The 19,587-nt window shown below is 34.1% G+C and carries 16 protein-coding genes; 5 read left to right on the forward strand and 11 right to left on the reverse strand.

What is annotated here, in order from left to right:
* Positions 1–201 precede the first annotated feature (201 nt).
* From AC4PRO_RS13110 to AC4PRO_RS13120, 3 genes are read left to right on the forward strand one after another with little or no spacing between them, the layout of a single operon-like run.
* A complete protein-coding gene (locus AC4PRO_RS13110) occupies positions 202–2,403 on the forward strand; it encodes a carboxy terminal-processing peptidase (protein ID WP_492117645.1) in 2,202 nt (733 codons plus the stop codon).
* A 17-nt stretch (positions 2,404–2,420) separates the two neighbouring features.
* Positions 2,421–3,527: an ABC transporter permease gene (locus AC4PRO_RS13115; RefSeq protein WP_492117646.1), complete on the forward strand. Its 1,107-nt coding sequence runs from the start codon at positions 2,421–2,423 to the stop codon at positions 3,525–3,527.
* Between the two features lie 13 nt (positions 3,528–3,540).
* Positions 3,541–4,368: a DNA/RNA non-specific endonuclease gene (locus AC4PRO_RS13120; protein ID WP_492117647.1), complete on the forward strand. Its 828-nt coding sequence runs from the start codon at positions 3,541–3,543 to the stop codon at positions 4,366–4,368.
* Positions 4,369–4,391: 23 nt separating this feature from the next.
* Here the strand turns inward: AC4PRO_RS13120 and rodA are convergent, their stop codons facing one another.
* The 6 genes from rodA to purH are packed head-to-tail and all read right to left on the reverse strand — an operon-like array spanning position 4,392 to position 11,567.
* Positions 4,392–5,627 carry a rod shape-determining protein RodA gene (rodA, locus tag AC4PRO_RS13125; RefSeq protein ID WP_492117648.1) on the reverse strand — a complete coding sequence of 412 codons (1,236 nt, stop codon included), beginning with the start codon at positions 5,625–5,627 and terminating at the stop codon, positions 4,392–4,394.
* A 17-nt stretch (positions 5,628–5,644) separates the two neighbouring features.
* Entirely contained in the window at positions 5,645–7,579 is a 1,935-nt protein-coding gene (locus AC4PRO_RS13130; protein WP_492117649.1) for a peptidoglycan D,D-transpeptidase FtsI family protein, read from the reverse strand.
* The gene (locus AC4PRO_RS13135; RefSeq protein ID WP_074720936.1) at positions 7,576–8,082 is read right to left on the reverse strand and encodes a rod shape-determining protein MreD; all 507 of its coding nucleotides are present in this window, start codon (positions 8,080–8,082) and stop codon (positions 7,576–7,578) included. The genes AC4PRO_RS13130 and AC4PRO_RS13135 overlap by 4 nt, the downstream gene beginning before the upstream one ends.
* Positions 8,075–8,899, reverse strand: a complete 825-nt coding sequence (gene mreC, locus AC4PRO_RS13140; RefSeq protein WP_492117650.1) for a rod shape-determining protein MreC — start codon at positions 8,897–8,899, stop codon at positions 8,075–8,077. Before mreC ends, AC4PRO_RS13135 begins: the two co-directional genes overlap by 8 nt.
* Before the next feature lie 57 nt (positions 8,900–8,956).
* On the reverse strand, positions 8,957–9,985 hold the full coding sequence (locus tag AC4PRO_RS13145; RefSeq protein WP_074720940.1) for a rod shape-determining protein: 1,029 nt from the start codon (positions 9,983–9,985) through the stop codon (positions 8,957–8,959).
* A gap of 55 nt (positions 9,986–10,040) precedes the next feature.
* Positions 10,041–11,567 carry a bifunctional phosphoribosylaminoimidazolecarboxamide formyltransferase/IMP cyclohydrolase gene (gene purH / locus AC4PRO_RS13150; RefSeq protein WP_492117651.1) on the reverse strand — a complete coding sequence of 509 codons (1,527 nt, stop codon included), beginning with the start codon at positions 11,565–11,567 and terminating at the stop codon, positions 10,041–10,043.
* A 165-nt stretch (positions 11,568–11,732) separates the two neighbouring features.
* On the opposite strand from purH, the gene AC4PRO_RS13155 reads away from it, so the two are divergent.
* The gene (locus AC4PRO_RS13155; RefSeq protein WP_492117652.1) at positions 11,733–12,983 is read left to right on the forward strand and encodes an ABC transporter permease; all 1,251 of its coding nucleotides are present in this window, start codon (positions 11,733–11,735) and stop codon (positions 12,981–12,983) included.
* Between the two features lie 142 nt (positions 12,984–13,125).
* Here AC4PRO_RS13155 and AC4PRO_RS13160 read toward each other — a convergent pair whose 3' ends face one another.
* The 4 genes from AC4PRO_RS13160 to tamL form a co-directional block, all read right to left on the reverse strand.
* Complete coding sequence (locus tag AC4PRO_RS13160; protein ID WP_492117653.1) at positions 13,126–13,446, reverse strand: hypothetical protein; 321 nt, start codon at positions 13,444–13,446, stop codon at positions 13,126–13,128.
* Positions 13,433–14,287 carry an acetyl-CoA carboxylase, carboxyltransferase subunit beta gene (gene accD / locus AC4PRO_RS13165; protein WP_492117654.1) on the reverse strand — a complete coding sequence of 285 codons (855 nt, stop codon included), beginning with the start codon at positions 14,285–14,287 and terminating at the stop codon, positions 13,433–13,435. Before accD ends, AC4PRO_RS13160 begins: the two co-directional genes overlap by 14 nt.
* A gap of 107 nt (positions 14,288–14,394) precedes the next feature.
* Entirely contained in the window at positions 14,395–15,462 is a 1,068-nt protein-coding gene (gene fbaA / locus AC4PRO_RS13170; RefSeq protein ID WP_074720948.1) for a class II fructose-bisphosphate aldolase, read from the reverse strand.
* A gap of 66 nt (positions 15,463–15,528) precedes the next feature.
* Positions 15,529–18,093 carry a translocation and assembly module lipoprotein TamL gene (gene tamL / locus AC4PRO_RS13175; protein ID WP_492117655.1) on the reverse strand — a complete coding sequence of 855 codons (2,565 nt, stop codon included), beginning with the start codon at positions 18,091–18,093 and terminating at the stop codon, positions 15,529–15,531.
* Positions 18,094–18,130: 37 nt separating this feature from the next.
* On the opposite strand from tamL, the gene AC4PRO_RS13180 reads away from it, so the two are divergent.
* Positions 18,131–18,853 carry an RNA methyltransferase gene (locus AC4PRO_RS13180; protein WP_074720950.1) on the forward strand — a complete coding sequence of 241 codons (723 nt, stop codon included), beginning with the start codon at positions 18,131–18,133 and terminating at the stop codon, positions 18,851–18,853.
* Between the two features lie 12 nt (positions 18,854–18,865).
* Here the strand turns inward: AC4PRO_RS13180 and porT are convergent, their stop codons facing one another.
* Positions 18,866–19,570 (reverse strand): type IX secretion/gliding motility protein PorT/SprT, encoded by a 705-nt coding sequence (porT, locus tag AC4PRO_RS13185; protein ID WP_492117656.1) that lies wholly within the window; start codon positions 19,568–19,570, stop codon positions 18,866–18,868.
* Between the last annotated feature and the right edge of the window lie 17 nt (positions 19,571–19,587).

Here is a 19,587-nt window from a genome sequence, read left to right on the forward strand (position 1 = left end):
AATTCGCTTGTACGTTTTTTTCATAATTCAACAAAGATAAAATTTATCATTTGTTGCGTTAGGTTATTGAATTCTCCCAAAATTTATTAACTTGGATGAATAAAGCAAAACAAAAAAACAATTTTATATCTTTAACAAAAATTTATGGAGGACTTGCGGGGGGTGGCATAGTTTTTACCGTATATTAGTTTAAAAATTTGGATGAATACTATTCTTAACTTTATGAAAAGAAATTATAAAATATTACTTGCAATTGTTCTTCTTTCGGCGACATTATTTGCATTTAATTTAAAATCAGGGGTTGATGCCAATCCTGATAAAGACAAATTACGATTAGAATTATTATCTTTTGTACTTGAAAGATGGCATTACGATCCAGCGACTATAGATGATACGTTCTCAAAGGGGATATATAAAGATTATGTTGAGGCTCTAGATCCATCAAAACGTTTTTTCTTACAATCTGATATTGATGAATTTTCAGAATTTGAATTGAAATTAGATGATGCATTAATTAATAGGGACTTGACTTTCTTTAACCTTTCTTACGATCGCTTGATGAAAAGAATGGAGGAAAGTAAAAAAATATATAGTGGGATAATGCTTGTGCCTTTTGACTATGCAATTGATGAGAGCTTTGACACTGATTATGACAAAGCGCCTTATGCAAAAAACACTAATGAACTTACTGAAAGATGGAGAAAGCAAATCAAATTATCTGCGCTTGCATCTTTGACAGATCGTTTGCGTATTCAAGAAAACAAAAGTAAAGGCATTGACGTAAAAAGTGACATATCTAAGGATAATGAAAAGCTGAAAACATTTGTTGAATTAGAAAAAGAAACACGTGAAAGTGCTAAAAAATCTTTGGATGAATATTTTGGTTTTATGAATGATTTAGACCGAGACGATTGGTTTTCAGTTTACATAAATTCTATCACGGCAGGTTTTGATCCACATACTAATTATTTTGCTCCGGAAGAAAAAGAACGTTTTGATGTAAGTATTAGTGGAAAATTAGAAGGTATCGGGGCACGTCTTCAAAAGAAGAATGATTTTACCGAAATATCTGAATTGATTTCAGGAGGTCCGGCTTGGAGAGGAAAACAGCTCGAAGCAGGGGATTTAGTAATGAAGGTAGCTCAAGGAAATGCGACTCCTGTTGATGTTGTAGGAATGCGACTTGATGATGTTGTCAAAAAAATTAAGGGTCCTAAAGGATCAGAAGTTCGTCTTACCGTTAAAAAAGTGGATGGTACAATTGCAGTTATTTCTATAATTAGAGACATCGTAGAGATTGAGGAAACTTATGCTAAGTCTAGCATTGTGACTAAAAATGGCTTGAAATACGGGGTCATTTATTTGCCTAAGTTCTATATTGATTTTGAAAATAAAGAAGGTAGAGATGCTGGGAAAGATATTGCTTTAGAAGTTGAGAGACTAAAAGGAGCAAAAGTAGATGGTATTGTTCTGGATGTTCGAGATGACGGCGGAGGTTCGTTATCTACTGTTGTTGATATTGCTGGATTGTTCATCGAGCAAGGTCCTATTGTTCAAATCAAATCAGCCGGAAGAAAGAAGGAAGTTTTGTACGATAGAGATAAAAAAATTGAATGGGATGGACCGTTAGTAATTATGGTTAATAGTTTCTCGGCCTCAGCTTCAGAAATATTAGCTGCTGCAATCCAGGATTATAAAAGAGGAATTATTATTGGTAGCAAACAAACATATGGGAAAGGGACGGTACAAAATGTTATCGATCTAAATGAGTTTGTACGAAATAGTGATGTTGGAGATTTAGGGGCATTAAAAACAACAACCCAAAAATTTTATAGAATAAACGGAGGTTCAACCCAATTAGAAGGGGTGAGTAGTGATATTGTTATGCCAGATAGATATGCTTATTTAAAAATGGGAGAACGAGATGTAGAGCATGCTATGCCTTGGGATAAGATTGATGCTGCATCTTATACGGTATGGGATAAAACAGCTAATTTCAACAAAGCCGTTTTGAATAGTAAAGAAAGAATTGCACATAATGAGCAATTTAAATTAATCGAGGATAATGCTAAATGGATCGATAGCCGAAGTAATGAAAACACGTACAGTTTAAATATAGAAAAATTTAAAATGGCGCAAAATGCAATTGAAGAAAAAGCTAAAAAATACAAACCTATTTCGCAATACAAGAATTCATTACAGTTTGTTTCTCTACCATCTGAAGTAATTGAGACTAGTAAGGATAGTATATTGAAAGAGAAAAGGGATAGATGGCATGAAAATTTAGCTAAAGATATTTATGTGGAGGAAGCATTAAATGTTTTAGATGATTTACAAACGAAAATTATTTTAAAAAAAGAAGGTTCTTCTAATCCAAAAAAAGAGAAACTAGCTAAATCATAAGTGTACACTTCTTTAAAATGAATAATACAACACAATCATTAACTGCAATTGCGCTCCATAAATTCAAAAAGAATTTTTGGGGCGTTTTCAGTTTTGCGTTCATCGTAATATTACTTTTCGTTTCGATTTTTGCATATGTTCTCGCACCTGATAATTCAGAAAATGCAAATCAAATGCATCTATCCATACATTCAAAACCGCCAGGTTTTAATGTGACGATGCTGTCTATTCCTTTAGATTTAAAACCAATAACGACTTTTAAAAATTATTTTATGGGTTTTCCTAATAGTGTGACGGAGGTCGCTGTTGAAAGCTATAAGGTCATCGGAAACACTATCGTGTATGTTGAGTATAATGATGAGCCGTCATTAAAAATGATTAAAGAAATTGATCTAAAGTCTTTTGCTGGACAAAACACAATTGCATCAGTCGAGCAGAACTTTATTAATAATAGAACTTTTTATCTGGGTACAGATAAATATGGTAGAGATTTGCTTAGCAGGATGTTGATCGGTTCGAGAGTTTCGATTTCTATCGGTATTGTAGCCGTCGTAATTTCTCTAATTGTAGGAATTTTTTTTGGTGCAATAGGCGGGTATTTTGGCGGTAAAGTGGATGCATTAATTATGTGGTTGGTCAATATCATTTGGTCGATACCTACACTTCTTTTAGTAATAGCGATAACCTTAGCACTAGGAAAAGGGTTTTGGCAGGTTTTTGTTGCAGTGGGCTTAACAATGTGGGTTGAGGTGGCGCGTGTCGTGCGTGGTCAAGTGATAAGTGTGAAGGAAATGCAATATGTTACCGCTGCCAGAGCTTTAGGGTTTGGTAATTTTCGAATTATATTCAATCATATATTACCTAATATTATGGCACCGGTAATTGTAATTTCAGCCGCCAATTTTGCTTCAGCTATTTTAGTGGAAAGCGGGCTTAGTTTTTTGGGCTTGGGGGCGCAACCACCAATTCCTAGTTGGGGGAGTATCATAAAAGACCATTATAGTTATATTATTTTAGGTAAGCCCTATTTAGCAATGGTGCCCGGTACTGCAATTATGTTGATAACATTAGCGTTTATGATGATGGGTAATGCTTTGCGTGATGCCTTAGATGTTAAGGGGTAATAATTATTTGTAGATGAAGTACGCGCTGTTATTAATGTTCTCAATAGTATGTTTGTCGCTCTTATCATCTTGTAAAAAAGATTTTGAAAGCACTAAGGTAATAAGTAACAATTTATTGACTGATACTTTAATAATAAAAAATACGGTAGTTACATTCAATGTCGCATTCGACTATTTACCAGCAGTTTCTTCAAACGAAATAGTCAAGCACAAGTACTTTACTCTTTCGTATAACGAAAAAGCGGAGCAGGCAGAGTGGATGGCTTATGAATTAAAGAAAGAGTACGTCACCAAAAGTAATTTTAGAAGACCTTACTTCATTGAAGATCCAAAAGTAAAAAGTGTTTCTGCTGACTGGAGGAATTATAAAAATTCTGGATATGATAAAGGGCATCTCTGTCCTGCAGGAGACATGCAGTTTGATATAGATGCATACGATGATACTTTTTATACATCTAATATTGCTCCGCAAAATCATGAGTTTAATACAGGGTTTTGGAATCGGCTGGAACAAAAAGTGCGCTATTGGGCTGTTAGATATGATGGTGTTTATGTAGTTACTGGCGGAATTCTTAAGAATTCGACTAAAACAATTTGTAAAGAAAAAGTGGTTGTTCCAGATTCTTTCTACAAAATAGTATTAAAAAGGAGTAATGGTGATTATAGAATGATTGCTTTTCTAGTTCCAAATGAACCAAGCGAAAAGCCACTCTATAATTTTGTAGTGTCCGTGGATAAAATTGAACAACTAACGGGGATTGATTTTTTCCCGAAGCTAGAAGATATAATTGAAAATGACTTAGAAAAGAACACTGATTATAGTAGTTGGGTTTTTAACTAGGAATCAAGTTTTCTTTAGCTAGACTACCATTCATTTACTTTATTGGCGTCCATTTTAAGGAATATAAAGAGTAAAATAGTAAATCCCCAAAGTCCGGATCCTCCATAGGAAAAGAAAGGTAACGGAACTCCAATTGTAGGGAAAACACCAACTACCATTGCGATGTTTACGAAGAAATGGGTGAATAATATACCCGCTACACAATATCCATAGACCCGACTAAATTTTGTTTTTTGCCTTTCGGCCAAATAAATAACCCTAAGAAATAAGCTTACAAATAGTGCAATTACCACAAGAGATCCTGCAAAGCCCCATTCTTCACCAACAGTGGTAAAAATGTAGTCGGTATGTTGTTCCGGTACAAATCCTCCTTTTGTCTGGGTTCCTTCAAGGAAACCTCTTCCTAGCCATCCTCCAGAACCAATTGCAATTTCTGATTGATTAGTATTGTATCCAATTCCTTTTAAGTCGACCGTTTTACCTAATAATATATTAAAGCGATCTCTATGGTGTTGTTTAAATACATTTTGAAAAACATAACTAACAGACAATACAAAGCCTGAAATTATCGCAAATAGAATACTGCTTAAAACGATATTGCGATCTCCTAATCTTGATTTAAAATGTATGATTAAGATCACTAGTAGTGATAGTAATATCACGTATTGTGGTTGTAAAACTAATGTTAGCACAAATAAAGCAATAGCAACAAAACCGGTCCATACATACCAAGAAGGGAGTCCTTCACGGTATAAAACAATAATAAAAATACTATAAATGAGCGCACTACCAGGGTCTGGCTGTGGTAAGATAAGAAGAACGGGTAAAAACACAATCGCTAATGCTTGTATTTGACGGTTTACTTCTTTTAAATTAATTTGTGAGTCACTTAAAAATTTTGCTAAAGCTAAAGAAGTTGCTGCTTTAGCGAATTCAGAGGGCTGTAATGTGAAACTACCTATTGCATACCAGCATCGCTGTCCTGCTATTGTTTTTCCAAATAAAAACAGTCCTGCTAGTGACAGGAGTGAGACGCCAAAGATGATGCTCGCATATTTTTCATAAAATTTACCATCAATAGTAAGTAGTATGAAAATTAGTGGAATAGTCAATATAATAAATATAAGCTGTTTCTGGTATGTGTCTTCTATAGAGGACAAGGAGGAGGAGTAGATGTTTAACCAACCCATTATCACAAGTGCACTATAAATTAGTATACATGTCCAGTCAAGATTTTTCTTTATACTTTGGTTTTTCATTTGAAACGAATCTCTTTTTAATTTTGATTAGTAGAATCAATTGGGGAAAAATTGGTCATCCCATTTTTATTTCCAATAGAATCCTTAGGGGTAGTTTCGATGGCACTTGCTTCCTTCATTCCTCCTAATTTTGCATATCTGTCTTTTAAGCTAGTGTTCAGTATTTTAGTTTCTAAATCTGTTCTTGTAATTTTTTTTCTGAGGTATTTTTCGATCATTAAGCTGGCGATTGGTCCTGCTATTGCAGCTCCATAGCCCCCGTTTTCAACTAGTATAGCTATGGCAATTTTGGGGTTGTCTTTAGGAGCAAAAGCCACAAAAATGGAATGATCTTCAAGTTTTACTCTTTTTCCTCCAATTTTGGCAAAATTTTCTGCTGTACCCGTTTTACCAGCAATGTCGATTCCTTCTACTCGCAATGCACGAGCTGTACCTAAATTATAAACGTCAAATAGACCGCTAATCATAGGTTTGAAATATTTTTTGTCGATAGTTGTTTGATGTTTTACCTTGAATTTAGGGTCAATTGCTGTTCCTTTAATTTTCTTGATGATATGAGGGGTGTAATAATAACCTTCATTAGCAACCGTGGCCATCATATTGGCTAATTGAATGGGAGTCATAAGAACTTCTCCTTGTCCGATAGAGTTTGATATGATGGTAGTACTTCTCCAGCCTCCGTTAGGATAGATTCTTTTGTATGTTTTTGAATCCGGAATATTACCTCTTTTTCCTGTTGGTAAATCGTAACCCATAAATTGGCCAAGACCAAAACTTTTCACATGATTGCTCCAGACGTCCACAGCAACCGATGGCTTCGCATATTTATTGATAGTTCTCATGTAGACGTTAGCAAAATAAGTATTACAAGAATTGTAAATTCCGTTATTTAACTGTTGACTAGGGGGATGACTGTGACATTTCATAAAGCGCCCTCTTCCGTAACTAAAACCATGATGACACATAAAAGTAGTTTGTTCGTCGACCACTCCTTCTTGCAGCCCAATCAATCCTGTTAATATCTTAAATGGGGAGCCTGGGGGATATTCTGCCAAAAGCCCTCTATCGTAAAGTGGTTTTGCTATAGAATCATAATACAATAAGGTATAGTTTTTAGAGCGTTGTCTCCCAACTAAAATCGACGGATCGTAAGATGGTGCGGTGACAAGAGCTAAAATTTCACCAGTTTTAGGTTCGATAGCTACAATTCCTCCTCTTTTGTTAATCATTAACTGCTGACCGTACTTTTGTAGTTCAGCATCAAGAGTAAGATTTATATCTTCTCCTTGTACAGCGATAGTGTCGTATTTCCCGTCTTTATAGGAACCTATTTCTCTATTGTATTTGTCTTTTTGAAAATATTTAACCCCTTTTATTCCTCTCAAAATTTCCTCGTAACTTTCCTCAACTCCTTGTGTTCCTATTAAATCACCACTATTATAGTAAGGATTTTTAGCAATTAATTGTTCGTTGACTTGAGTGATACCTCCAAAAACATTGGCTCCAAAATCTACTTCGTAGTCACGAAGAGAACGTTTTTGAAAGTAAAAGCCCTCAAATTTCCTTAATTTTTCTTGGAATGCTGCAAACTCACTCTTATTTAATTGAGGTAAAAACACCGAAGGAAGTCGTGGGCTGTATACTTTAGCTTTCGCTATTTTTTCGATAAAATCCTCCTTAGTGATATTTAATAATTGGCAAAACTCCAGCGTGTCAATGTTTTTTAACTCTCTTGGAATTACCATGATGTCGTAAGATGCTTGGTTTGATACTAGCAACTTTCCATATCGATCAAAAATATAACCTCTTTCGGGATAGTCATATTTTATTTTAATGGCGTTATTATCTGATTTTAATTTGAAGCTGTCATTGATCACCTGCAAATAAAATATCCGAATCAGCAGCAACAATGCTCCAACGATAATTAAGGAAGGCATCAGAAATTTTCTCATCTTTTGTTTGGCTTGATTAGGTATATTATTATGATACAGCTAATGATAGTAAACACAGTACTTAATAATGTTCGGATTAATATATCCCAGAAGAAACTGACCTGGAACGCTTCTAATATGAATAGCGTAAAATGATGAATTACTACTGAAATTAATATAAAAGAAAATCGTTCAGGGGTTAAAACATCATTTAATTTTATGGTTTGGTATTCGTAACTAATCCCAAACGAAAATTTAAATATAGAAGGTCTGAGGTATGCTAGAGTCAAACAGGCGGCAGCATGTACTCCTCCTGAATTAGAAAACACATCCATTGTGAGCCCTAACAAAAAACTAGCTAGTAAAAGCGCTGCTCTGTTTCCGTTAACAGGATATAAAACAATGAACAACATATACGGAAGTGGCATTATAAAACCTAAAAAATTCATATTGTTAAAAATAACAATCTGTACGGCCAATAATAAAATAAATCGAGAAATGTTGACTAACAATGTGCTATTCATTTTTCGTTGTTTTTTCTAGATTATTTAGTTCTTCTCTATTGTTACTTTTTATAATGTATACGTGACCTAAATTAGTCATGTCGTTAAATAGCTTAACAGTTATTGTATAATAATGGGTTTGGTCATCGATTTCTACTTTGTCAATTGTTCCAATGTTGATGTTTTCGGGAAAAATAACAGATTGTCCTCCGGTTACGATAGTATCCCCTTTTCTAATAGCTGCTAATCTTGGTACATCTATCAATTGAACGAAACCAGTACTTTTACCGTCCCATATTAAAGAACCAAAATGATTTGATTTTTTTATTTTGGCATTTATTCGAGATTTGACATTCAAAATGCTGATAACAGTGGAATATTTTGGAGAAGTATTGTCTATGATTCCTACCAATCCTAAATTATTAATCACTCCCATATCAGATTTCACGCCTTGTAAATCGCCAGAATTTAGGGTTAGGTAGTTTTCATGAACATTGTAAGAGTTATGAATCACTTTTGAAACCACAATATCGTAAGGTTGATTTTCCTTTGTTTTTTCTAATTTTGTAATCGAAATAGAGTCGGTAGTAGCAAACAAAATACTTTTTAGTCTGGCGTTTTCAATTGCCAAAGCATCATTTTGGGTTTTTAAATTCAAATACTCACTTACATTGTTGATGTTTTCATACACGCCGCCACTTAAATAGTTAGCGGAGCTTATTATTTTACTTCTATGGTAAGAGTGAGCTTGTATAGTAAGCAAAAACGAAATGCACAATAACAGCAAAAACAGTATTCTAGTACTGTTTCTGAATATAAAATTAAATATTTGCTGCATTCTCTTGTATAATTATTTTGTTTCAGGATTTGCTTCTAAACGGAATTCTTTAAAAACTTATTTTATTAAGATACTTTTGAATTTACTAATGTTTTTAAGTGCCATACCTGTTCCTCGAACTACTGCTCTCAATGGATCTTCTGCAATGTAAACAGGTAGATCTGTTTTTTGAGAAATTCTTTTGTCTAATCCACGCAACATAGAACCACCACCAGCAAGGTAAATCCCAGTATTGTAGATGTCTGCTGCTAATTCTGGAGGAGTTTGAGATAAAGTTTCCATAACCGCATCCTCAATTCTTTGAATCGATTTGTCTAACGCTTTAGCGATTTCTCTATAAGAAACCTCTACTTGTTTTGGTTTACCGGTAAGTAAATCTCTTCCTTGAACAGACATGTCTTCTGGAGGAGTTTCTAAGTCTTCGATAGCGGCTCCTATTTGTATTTTTATTTTTTCAGCTGTGCTTTCTCCAACAAATAGATTGTGTTGCGTACGCATATAATATACGATGTCATTTGTAAAAACGTCTCCAGCAATTTTTACTGATTTATCACATACAATTCCACCAAGTGCAATTACTGCGATTTCAGTCGTACCTCCACCTATATCAACAATCATATTACCTTTAGGTTGCATAATATCGATACCGATACCAATTGCTGCAGCCATAGGTTCATGAATTAAATAGACTTCTTTGCCATTTACTCTTTCACACGATTCTTTCACCGCTCTCATTTCGACCTCAGTAATTCCAGAGGGAATACATACAACCATTCGTAGAGCAGGAGTGAACATTCTTTTTTTTAATGCAGGTATGCTCTTTATAAACATACTTATCATTTTTTCTGAAGCATCAAAATCAGCAATTACACCGTCTTTCAAAGGCCTTATTGTTTTAATGTTTTCATGTGTCTTACCCTGCATCAAGTTGGCTTCTTTACCAACAGCAATGATTTTACCCGAGATCCTGTCTCTAGCAACTATTGATGGGCTGTCAATTACGACTTTATCATTATGTATGATTAAAGTGTTAGCGGTACCAAGGTCTATCGCAATATCCTCGGTCATGAAATCAAAAAATCCCATAAGTTTTTCAGGGGTTTAAAAAGTTAAAAATTAGGAGCGTACAAAGTTAGACAAATTAATGCTTAAAATGACGTGTTCCTGTAAATACCATTGCAAGTTTGTTCTCATTACAATAGTCTATGCTTAATTGATCTTTTATGGATCCTCCTGGCTGAATAACAGCTGTTATGCCGGCGTCTTTTGCAATCGCCACGCAATCTGGGAAAGGGAAAAAAGCATCACTAGCCATGACAGCTCCGTTTAAATCAAAACCAAAAGTTTTCGCTTTTTCAATTGCTTGAAGTAAAGCATCAACTCTTGAAGTTTGTCCGGTACCAGATGAAATTAGTGTTCCGTTTTTTGCAAAAACAATAGTGTTAGACTTCGTGTTTTTACAAATTTTGGAAGCAAAAATTAAATCTTGAATTTCCTGTTCTGTAGGAGTGGTTATAGTAACGGTTTTTAGATCTTTTTTATTGTCTGTAATATTATTTCTTTCTTGAATTAAAAGTCCGTTTAAGCAAGATCTAACTTGTTTCTGAGGTAATTCTACTTCGTTTTGAACTAATATAATTCTGTTTTTCTTTTCTTGCAAAAGTGTAATAGCGTCAGCATCATAATTTGGAGCAATAACTACTTCACAAAATAATTTATTTATTTCAGTTGCTGTAGCAACATCGATTTTTGTGTTTGCAATTAATACACCTCCAAAAGCGGATGTTGGGTCGCATGCTAAAGCAACGTTATAAGCATCACTTATCGTTTTTCTTGTGGCTAGACCACATGCATTATTGTGTTTTAATATGGCAAAAGTAGCGTCGTCAGTTTTGAACTCACTAATCAAAGTTACAGCTGCATCAACGTCTAGTAAATTATTGTATGATAATTCTTTGCCGTGTAATTTATTAAACATGGCGTCAAAATCACCAAAGAAGAATCCTTTTTGATGCGGGTTTTCTCCATATCTTAATATTTGACCATCTGCAATACTTGCTTTAAAAATAGTTTCATCAGTATTAAAATAGTTAAAAATAGCAGTATCATAATGGGAAGAAACATGAAAAGCTCTTGTTGCCAATAGTTTTCTGTCTGCAAGGGTTGTTGCGCCATTTTGATCTGTTATCAAATCCAAAAGCAAATTATATTGATCTACTGAAGCAACAATAACGGTATCCTTGAAATTTTTTGCAGCAGCACGAATTAAAGAAATTCCGCCGATATCTATTTTTTCAATAATATCACTTTCACTAGCTCCAGAAGCAACTGTTTTTTCAAAAGGGTACAAATCAACAATTACTAAATCGATTTGGGGAATATTAAATTCCTCCATTTGTTGAACATCACTTTCGTTATCTTGACGATTTAAGATACCTCCAAAAACTTTCGGGTGTAATGTCTTAACTCTTCCGCCTAGGATCGAAGGGTAAGAAGTAACATCTTCTACAGGTACTACTGGAATACCTAAGTTTTTTATAAAATCTTCAGTTCCACCTGTAGAATATAAAATAACATTTTGAGAATGTAATTTTCTAACTATGGGTTCTAAACCTTCTTTTGAAAATACTGAAATTAATGCTGATTGAATCGTTTTAGTTGTATTCATTATGTAGTTATAGTTATAAAGTGCAAAAATAGTTATTTTTTGATTATAAATTTATATGAAGTGTTGTAACATTATCTTAAAAGATCATACCAACTTGTAGTGCCGTTTATTATTTGGTTTTTGAATAATATTTTCGGATTTTTACGATAACACAAAAAAGATTTTATGCTAGTATATCTCCGATTATTGAAAGAAAGCTTTGCTTTTGCAATAAATGCGTTGCGAAGTAATATGTTGCGAACGTTACTTTCTTTATTGGGAGTGACTATTGGGATATTCTCAATTATAGCCGTCCTTGCCGCCGTAGATTCATTGGACAGAAAGATCTCAAAGGATTTAAGTGGTTTAGATAAAAATACTATTTATTTAATGAAATTTTCTTTTGGGCCTTCTGAGATTCCGAAATGGAAAAGAGAGCAGTTCCCTAATATTAAGTATGATGAATACACTTATATGAAAGGGGCGATGACCAATACGGATCAATTGGGTTATCAAATTTTCACTAAAAGAGAATCCCTAAAATACGATTCAAATACAGTCAGTGATGTTAATATGGTGCCGGTTTCCTATGAATTTATAGATATTCAAGGATTGGAATTTGATAAAGGAAGGTTTTATAATGAGTCGGAAGCAAATTCAGGTTCGAAAGTTATTGTTTTAGGGAGTGAAATTGCAAAATCACTTTTTAATGAATTAGAGCCAATTGGTAAAAACGTCAGAGTATATGGTCAACGTTTTAATGTAATTGGCGTGCTAAAGAAAAAAGGCGCTGAATTGTTTGGGGACAGTGATGACACTTCGGCATACATCCCAGTTAATTTTCTTAGACAGTTGTATGGAGATAATAATGAATCGTTAGTAAATGTTATTGTTTTTAAACCCAATAAAGGAGTTGATATGGCGGCATATAAGGCTGAAATTTCGCAAAAACTTAGAGGTTATAGAGGGGTGAAAGCGGGTGAGATTGATAACTTTTTCATCAATGTAATCTCTGGGTTTACGGATTTAATTGATGGGATAATCTTAAATATGAAATTTGGGGGATGGATGATTAGCGGATTTTCGCTTTTAGTGGGAGGATTTGGTATTGCTAATATTATGTTTGTTTCCGTAAAAGAGCGCACGAATCTAATAGGAATTCAAAAATCATTAGGGGCTAAAAATCGTTTTATCTTGTTTCAATTTTTATTCGAAGCAGTTATATTGTCTGTTATTGGGGGTGTGATTGGATTGTTTTTAGTCTGGATTATTGCATTGGTATTGACTAATGTATTAGATTTTGAATTTGTTTTAGGGATGGGAAATATACTTTTAGGGACATTATTAGCAGGATTAATTGGTTTGATTTCAGGAATATTGCCTGCGATTACTGCTTCAAAATTAGACCCTGTTGAAGCGATTAGAACGGGGATGTAATACCAAACGAAGTTTTGTTTCAGCATTGCTTTTGTCTACTTTATTGCCCTAGCTGCGTGATTGCGCCTAGCGTGGGGATTTTAAGAAACATAATTATGAAAACTACAATTTTCTTAGTAGCCCTGATCGCAGCGACATCCTTTTATCTTGTCTCGTTTTTAGAACGAGACAAGATAAAAGATATAGCGTAGAGCAGGAGGGATGTCTCTTGAAAATGAGAATCACTCTGCTTCAAGAAAAGAATTAATGCCAAAAACAAGTACAATATAGTCCAAACTAATTTTTGGCACATCGAGCGGAGTCGAGATGCAATAGTGGTTCTCGACTCCGCTCGAACTGACAATTGGACTGTTTTATAAATAGTACTGGTATAAGTTTTAGGCAAGTTAGGTACAAAAAAAATCCCAAGAAGTGCTTCTTGGGATTTTTTGGTATAGGTAGTTTTAAAACTATCTAATATCATTATTTTGAATCAAATCGATATACAAGTTAATCTTGTTTTTTAATTCTTTTCTAGCTGTAATAAAGTCTAGGAAACCATGTTCTAAAAGAAACTCAGCAGTTTGGAAACCTTCAGGTAAATCTTTACCCGTAGTGTCTCTTACAACTCTAGGTCCAGCGAATCCTATTAATGCGCCTGGCTCAGAGATATTAATATCTCCTAACATGGCATAAGATGCTGTAGTTCCACCTGTAGTTGGGTCAGTGCATAGAGAGATATAAGGTAGGTTTGCTTCAGCGAGTTGTGCTAGTTTAACGGATGTTTTTGCTAATTGCATCAAAGAATAGGCTGCTTCCATCATTCTTGCACCACCAGATTTTGATATCATGATAAATGGAAGTTTGTTTTTAATCGCGTGATCAATTCCTCTTGAGATTTTTTCACCTACAACAGCTCCCATTGATCCACCAATAAAGGCAAAATCCATACAACAAATCACTACATCTTTACCTTTGGATTTTCCAACTCCAGTACGCACCGCGTCTTTAAGTTTGGTTTTCTCCATAACATCTTTAAGTCGGTCTGCATATTTCTTTGTGTCAACAAAGTGCAAAGGGTCTTTAGACGTTAAGTTTTTATCTAATTCAACAAATTCATTGTTGTCAAATAAGATTTCAAAATAGGTTGCACTACCAATTCTAACATGAAAACCATCTTCTGGACTTACAAATAAATTGCGTTCCAACTCGTCGGCATCAATAATTTTTCCTGTAGGAGATTTGTACCAGAGACCTTTTGGAACATCCATTTTGTCTTCAGTCGCAGTTGTAATTCCTTTTTCTTTTCTTTTAAACCAAGCCATTTTTCTAGTATTCAGTGTTCAGTAATCAAATATTCAGTGTTCAGCTTTTAGTGTTTAATAATCAGTTTGCTAACTGAATACTAAAAACGGAACACTGAATACTATTTTTAAAGTGTATTCACGTTGTTCAAGTCGGCAAATGCTTGCTCTAGTCTTGCGTTGAAAGTCATTTCGCTTTCACGCAACCATTTTCTTGGGTCGTAATGTTTTTTATTTGGAACATCAGCACCTTCTGGGTTGCCAATTTGAGTTTTCAAATAGTCAATGTTTTTAACCATATAATCACGTCCACCTTCAGTAAAGGCAAATTGTAAGTCAGTATCGATGTTCATTTTTATCACTCCGTAGCTAATTCCTTCTCTGATTTCTTCTAGAGTAGAACCTGAACCACCATGGAAAACAAAATCAACTGGATTGTTTCCTGTGTTGAATTTCTTTTGAACGAAATCTTGAGAGTTTTTCAAAATTTTCGGAGTCAATTTTACATTACCTGGTTTGTAAACGCCATGTACGTTTCCAAAAGCAGCAGCAATAGTAAATCTTGGGCTTATTTTAGATAATTCTTCGTAAGCATAAGCTACTTCTTCTGGCTGAGTGTATAATTTAGAACTGTCTACATCTGAGTTGTCAACACCATCTTCTTCTCCACCTGTGATTCCAAGTTCGATTTCAAGAGTCATTCCCATTTTGCTCATTCTAGCTAAGTATCCTTTGCAAATTTCAATATTCTCTTCGATTGGCTCTTCAGACAAGTCAATCATATGTGAGCTAAATAATGGTTTACCAGTTGCAGCAAAATGTTCTTCAGAAGCATCTAATAATCCGTCAATCCAAGGTAATAATTTTTTAGCACAGTGGTCAGTATGTAAAATTACTGTAGCTCCGTATGCTTCTGCTAAAGTATGGATGTGTTTTGCGCCCGCAATACCTCCAGCGATAGCTGCTTTTTCATTAGTATTAGAAAGTCCTTTACCAGCGTTAAATTGCGCTCCTCCGTTAGAAAATTGTATGATAACAGGTGCGTTTAATTTTGCAGCAGTCTCAAGAACTCCATTTATGGTGTTAGAACCAGTAACATTTACTGCAGGTAGAGCAAAGCCTTTTTCTTTTGCATAATTGAAAATTTCCTGTACTTGATCTCCTGTAGCTACGCCCGGTTTGATGTTATGTCCCATTTTAATTTTTTTTAGTTGGTTTTTTTGTTTTTAGTTCAAGACTGCAAAAATAAGAATTAAATAGCATTAGAAGGGGTAATTTATTCCAAAATTTAAAACAGAGTGTCCTAAATTGTATTCTCTAAACCATTTTTTGCCAGGTTCGTTGGCAGGATTATAGGTTTTAAATCCGAAATCAAATCGGATAACAAAAAAGTTTAAATCATATCTTAATCCGAATCCAGTTCCTAATGCGATGTCCTTTAGACTTTTAAAACCACTGAAAGTTGACTTCTCATCAATCACGTTGTCGTAAACATTCCAAATGTTACCTGCATCAGCAAAAAGAGCTCCTTTTAAATCTCCTAAAAGTTTAAATCGGAATTCACTACTCAATGCAATTTTCATATTTGCTTCGTTAAAATCGTCTTTTGCTCCACTACGTCCAGGTCCTAAACTATAAGGTTGCCAAGCTCTGTTGTCATTTGAACCCCCAGAAAAGTAACTTCTGGAAAACGGAACGTAATTAGAATTTCCAAAAGGAATTGCTATACCAAAGAAAGTTCTGACTGCAAACACCTTTTCTTTGGTTAAATCCCAGTGCTTAATATAGTCGAATTCGGTTTTAATATATTCTGAGTACTCTATATTAAAGAGTTCAAAATTGCCGTTTTTATTTTCAACTTGATTTGTCGTATTTGAAATTAAAGTTAATAATGTTCCAGCAGATTCAATTTTTGTTTTGAAGAGATAAAAAGTATTATCTAGTAAATCGGTCTTGGTGGTTTTTGTAAACGTGTAACTGGTGGCTAAAATAAAGTCATTTTCAGTCAGTCTTAGTCTTCTTTCTTCAATACTTTTTACAGCGGCATAATCTCTAGCTGAAAGAGTCAATCCAGTATTATCTGATAATACGTCGTTAATAAATCCCGATGTCCCATTTTCTATTATTAAATCGCGATCCTCATCGTTATTAAAATAGCTTGGTTTTGTATTGTAGGTTTTACCAATTTCATTCAAAGCTTTATAGGAGGAACCGTACACATTAAAGTAGTTTTGGGGATTCAGATTTTGGACAAATTGGGCGTTGAAAAGGTCAAAACGAGCAGTGTTGTTTTTCTTGGGCGTCCAATTATAGGTAAAGGCTCCAGTTAGATTTTCTTTGTCTAATCCAATGTTTGTTTGTCTAGAAAATCCAATAGCCATTAGCGTAGAAGGAATCATACTTTTTTTAATTATTTTTTCGGTAGAGAAAGGCATGAAAATCCTTGGGACGTTTAATTTTAAGTCCACTCCATATTCTGAAACATTAAAAAATTGATTGTTTGGATTAGCTAAATCTTTGGATGAACCAATGTTTGCACGACCTGAAAGTTCCAGTGTTTCAGCACCATTAAAGACATTTCGTATTGATAGTGATGGACTAAATGCGATTCCAATATCTTGAATATTAGAATGTGTTACGTCAAAAGAGGCTCCAAAACTGTATTTTTTTCTTGGTGTCAGGTATATTTTGGCAATCAACGAACTGTAAGTAGTGTCTCTAGTATCAATTTCATATTGTACACTCGGATAATTGAATATTTTAAGGTTATTTAGATAACGTGTGGTTAAAACTGTTTTGTTATCTGCAAAAAGGCCTCCTTTAGTGATAAATATGGCATCTGTTATTGCATACGGCTTGTATTTTAATTTTTTTTGGCTGTATAAATTAAAATTTTTAAACGTGGTGCTATCTGTAATTTTTAAATTACTGTTGTTAGGGGAATAGTCCGTATAGATGTTTACATCGCTTATTTTATATAGTTTGAAGGGCTCGGTTCTGGTAGAATCCTTATCCTGAAAGGAATAATTATTGATGATTACATTTACATTAGCTTTATCTCCTTTTTGAATGGTGTCGATGTCGAAATTGATATAGGTAGGCTGAAAATAGTAGGCGCCATTATTTCTAAAATGGGTAGTAATACGGTTTTTCTCCTCGTCAAAATCGATTGTTTTGTATTGATTACCCGATTTAATGACTGACTTGGATTTGATTGTTTCATACAAGGAATCTAATACTGGCGTAGCAATGGCTGTTTGTATAGTATCCAGCATGTATGGTTTTCCGGTACTAATCGCATATTTTATTTTCGCCTTTTTTAAGCTTATTGTATCTACTTTATAAGTTGCATTTACATTAAAAAAACCATTATTGAAATAATAATACTTTAATCGCAAAATAGATTTTTCAGTTTTGCTACTGTCAATTAGCACTGGAGCTTCTCCTGTTTTTTCAAGAAAATCATGAATCCCATGATACCAAAAAGATTTCCCAAGCTTATCTACTTGTTTTGCTGAAAGCCATTTTGATTTTCTCTCATATTTTCCGGGATGATTTCTAAATTTCGCTTGGTAGGTTGAATCTGGATTCAGATTAGCCAAATTGTACAAATGCAAACGCAGACGAAAACCTAATAACAAAGTGCTATTTGGTTTTTGATACAACTGATTAAAGACATTTTCGGCCGTTGTCGCTTTCTCGTTTACTATAATTTGGTTTTTAGTAAGGAGTTGTTTTCCGTCAGGAACTCTTTTTACGACATTACAGGCGCAAATAAATATTGCAATTAGAATAAATGCTGCTATTTTTGTAGAAATCTTCTTCAAGTGTTATAAAATATTTAATTCAAAAGTACATTATTTTATGGTTAGTAAAAACCAAATAAAGCTTATAACGAGTTTACAGCAAAAAAAATATAGAACCATCAATAAATTATTTTTTGCCGAAGGCGTAAAAGTAATTCAGGAACTGCTAGATTCAAATTTCGAATTGGAACATTTGTATTCCACTCAAAACGATTTTGAGGCTGTAGTGGCATCAAAAAAATCATTGATTCACGATGCAGATTTGAAAAAAATCAGTGCATTAGCAACAGCAAATACTTGTTTGGCAGTATTTAAAATACCCAACGAGAAAATAATGGAGGAGTCAGGATTAATGATTGCTTTAGACTCTATACGCGATCCGGGTAACTTAGGGACGATATTGAGATTGTGTGATTGGTTTGGTATTAAAGAAATTGTGTGTTCAAAAGAGACAGTAGATTTATACAACCCAAAAGTGGTTCAGGCAACGATGGGTTCCATCGCAAGAGTTAATGTAAGTTATGTTGATTTGAATTCTTTTATTTCCGCTACTCATTTACCAGTTTATGGTACTTTTATGGATGGGGTGAACATTTACAAGACTACATTGCCGCTGGAAGGTATTGTTGTCATGGGGAATGAAGCAAATGGTATTTCAAAGGAGCTTGAAAAAATGATAAAAAACAGGATATCGATACCTCGTTTTGGAGAAATCCAAAAAACAGAAAGTTTAAATGTAGCAACTGCCACAGCCATTGTACTAAGTGAATTTAGGAGGTAGAGTTTAAACTCTTTAATGAAAGGTGAAATTAATCAATACGGCTCTCGTTTTTAGAGATTGAATGTTTCCGGTCCAAGGGCTGTTAGGATTGTTATCCCGTATCAACTCATCATTAATTCCAAAAACACCTCTTATAGAAGGGGAGAATATGAAATATTCAGAGAAAAGATCAATTCCAAAACCTACTTCGTAATTTGTAGTCCAGGGTTTTACTCTGAATTTTTGTTCGTAATTATCGTCAATTGATTTTGAATTGCTCGACAAATTTAAAGTAGCAGAAACTCCTCCCACAAGATATGGACGAATGTTACCTGTCCTTAAGGAAGAAAATTTTAATAATAATGGGAAATGAATATAGGTACTGCTTACTTCTCTTAAAATATCTGTTTTTCTGGTAAATCCAGGAAAGTAAAGGTCTCTTTGGGTATAATATAAACCAGGTTCAAATCGCAAATTTATATATTCTTGAAGTTTCAAATCGCCTACAATTCCCACGTTAAATCCTGTCGTTTTTTTTACAAGTACGTCTGGCCCGACAGTTCTGTAGTCGATTTTGAAATCAAAGGAGTTGAATCCTAAATAAAAGCCATAATAGACTCTAGATTTTTGAAAATTTTCTAAATTAATTATAGGGTCTTTAGCAAACATGCTTTTTTTAAACTGTGAGTTTCCTTTAATGGATAAAACGAGTAAAAGTAAGACAATAAATTTTTTCATGTTTGGGCTGAATGTAT

This window comes from Flavobacterium sp. DW-iso2, from assembly GCF_058725285.1.

Excerpts from the sequence above, each read along its gene's own strand:
- AC4PRO_RS13110 (WP_492117645.1), top strand. The coding sequence starts at position 202 with ATGAATACTATTCTTAACTTTATGAAAAGAAATTATAAAATATTACTT.
- AC4PRO_RS13115 (WP_492117646.1), top strand. The coding sequence starts at position 2,421 with ATGAATAATACAACACAATCATTAACTGCAATTGCGCTCCATAAATTC.
- AC4PRO_RS13120 (WP_492117647.1), top strand. The coding sequence starts at position 3,541 with ATGAAGTACGCGCTGTTATTAATGTTCTCAATAGTATGTTTGTCGCTC.
- rodA (WP_492117648.1), bottom strand. The coding sequence starts at position 5,627 with ATGAAAAACCAAAGTATAAAGAAAAATCTTGACTGGACATGTATACTA.
- AC4PRO_RS13130 (WP_492117649.1), bottom strand. The coding sequence starts at position 7,579 with ATGAGAAAATTTCTGATGCCTTCCTTAATTATCGTTGGAGCATTGTTG.
- AC4PRO_RS13135 (WP_074720936.1), bottom strand. The coding sequence starts at position 8,082 with ATGAATAGCACATTGTTAGTCAACATTTCTCGATTTATTTTATTATTG.
- mreC (WP_492117650.1), bottom strand. The coding sequence starts at position 8,899 with ATGCAGCAAATATTTAATTTTATATTCAGAAACAGTACTAGAATACTG.
- AC4PRO_RS13145 (WP_074720940.1), bottom strand. The coding sequence starts at position 9,985 with ATGGGATTTTTTGATTTCATGACCGAGGATATTGCGATAGACCTTGGT.
- purH (WP_492117651.1), bottom strand. The coding sequence starts at position 11,567 with ATGAATACAACTAAAACGATTCAATCAGCATTAATTTCAGTATTTTCA.
- AC4PRO_RS13155 (WP_492117652.1), top strand. The coding sequence starts at position 11,733 with ATGCTAGTATATCTCCGATTATTGAAAGAAAGCTTTGCTTTTGCAATA.
- AC4PRO_RS13160 (WP_492117653.1), bottom strand. The coding sequence starts at position 13,446 with ATGATATTAGATAGTTTTAAAACTACCTATACCAAAAAATCCCAAGAA.
- accD (WP_492117654.1), bottom strand. The coding sequence starts at position 14,287 with ATGGCTTGGTTTAAAAGAAAAGAAAAAGGAATTACAACTGCGACTGAA.
- fbaA (WP_074720948.1), bottom strand. The coding sequence starts at position 15,462 with ATGGGACATAACATCAAACCGGGCGTAGCTACAGGAGATCAAGTACAG.
- AC4PRO_RS13180 (WP_074720950.1), top strand. The coding sequence starts at position 18,131 with ATGGTTAGTAAAAACCAAATAAAGCTTATAACGAGTTTACAGCAAAAA.
- porT (WP_492117656.1), bottom strand. The coding sequence starts at position 19,570 with ATGAAAAAATTTATTGTCTTACTTTTACTCGTTTTATCCATTAAAGGA.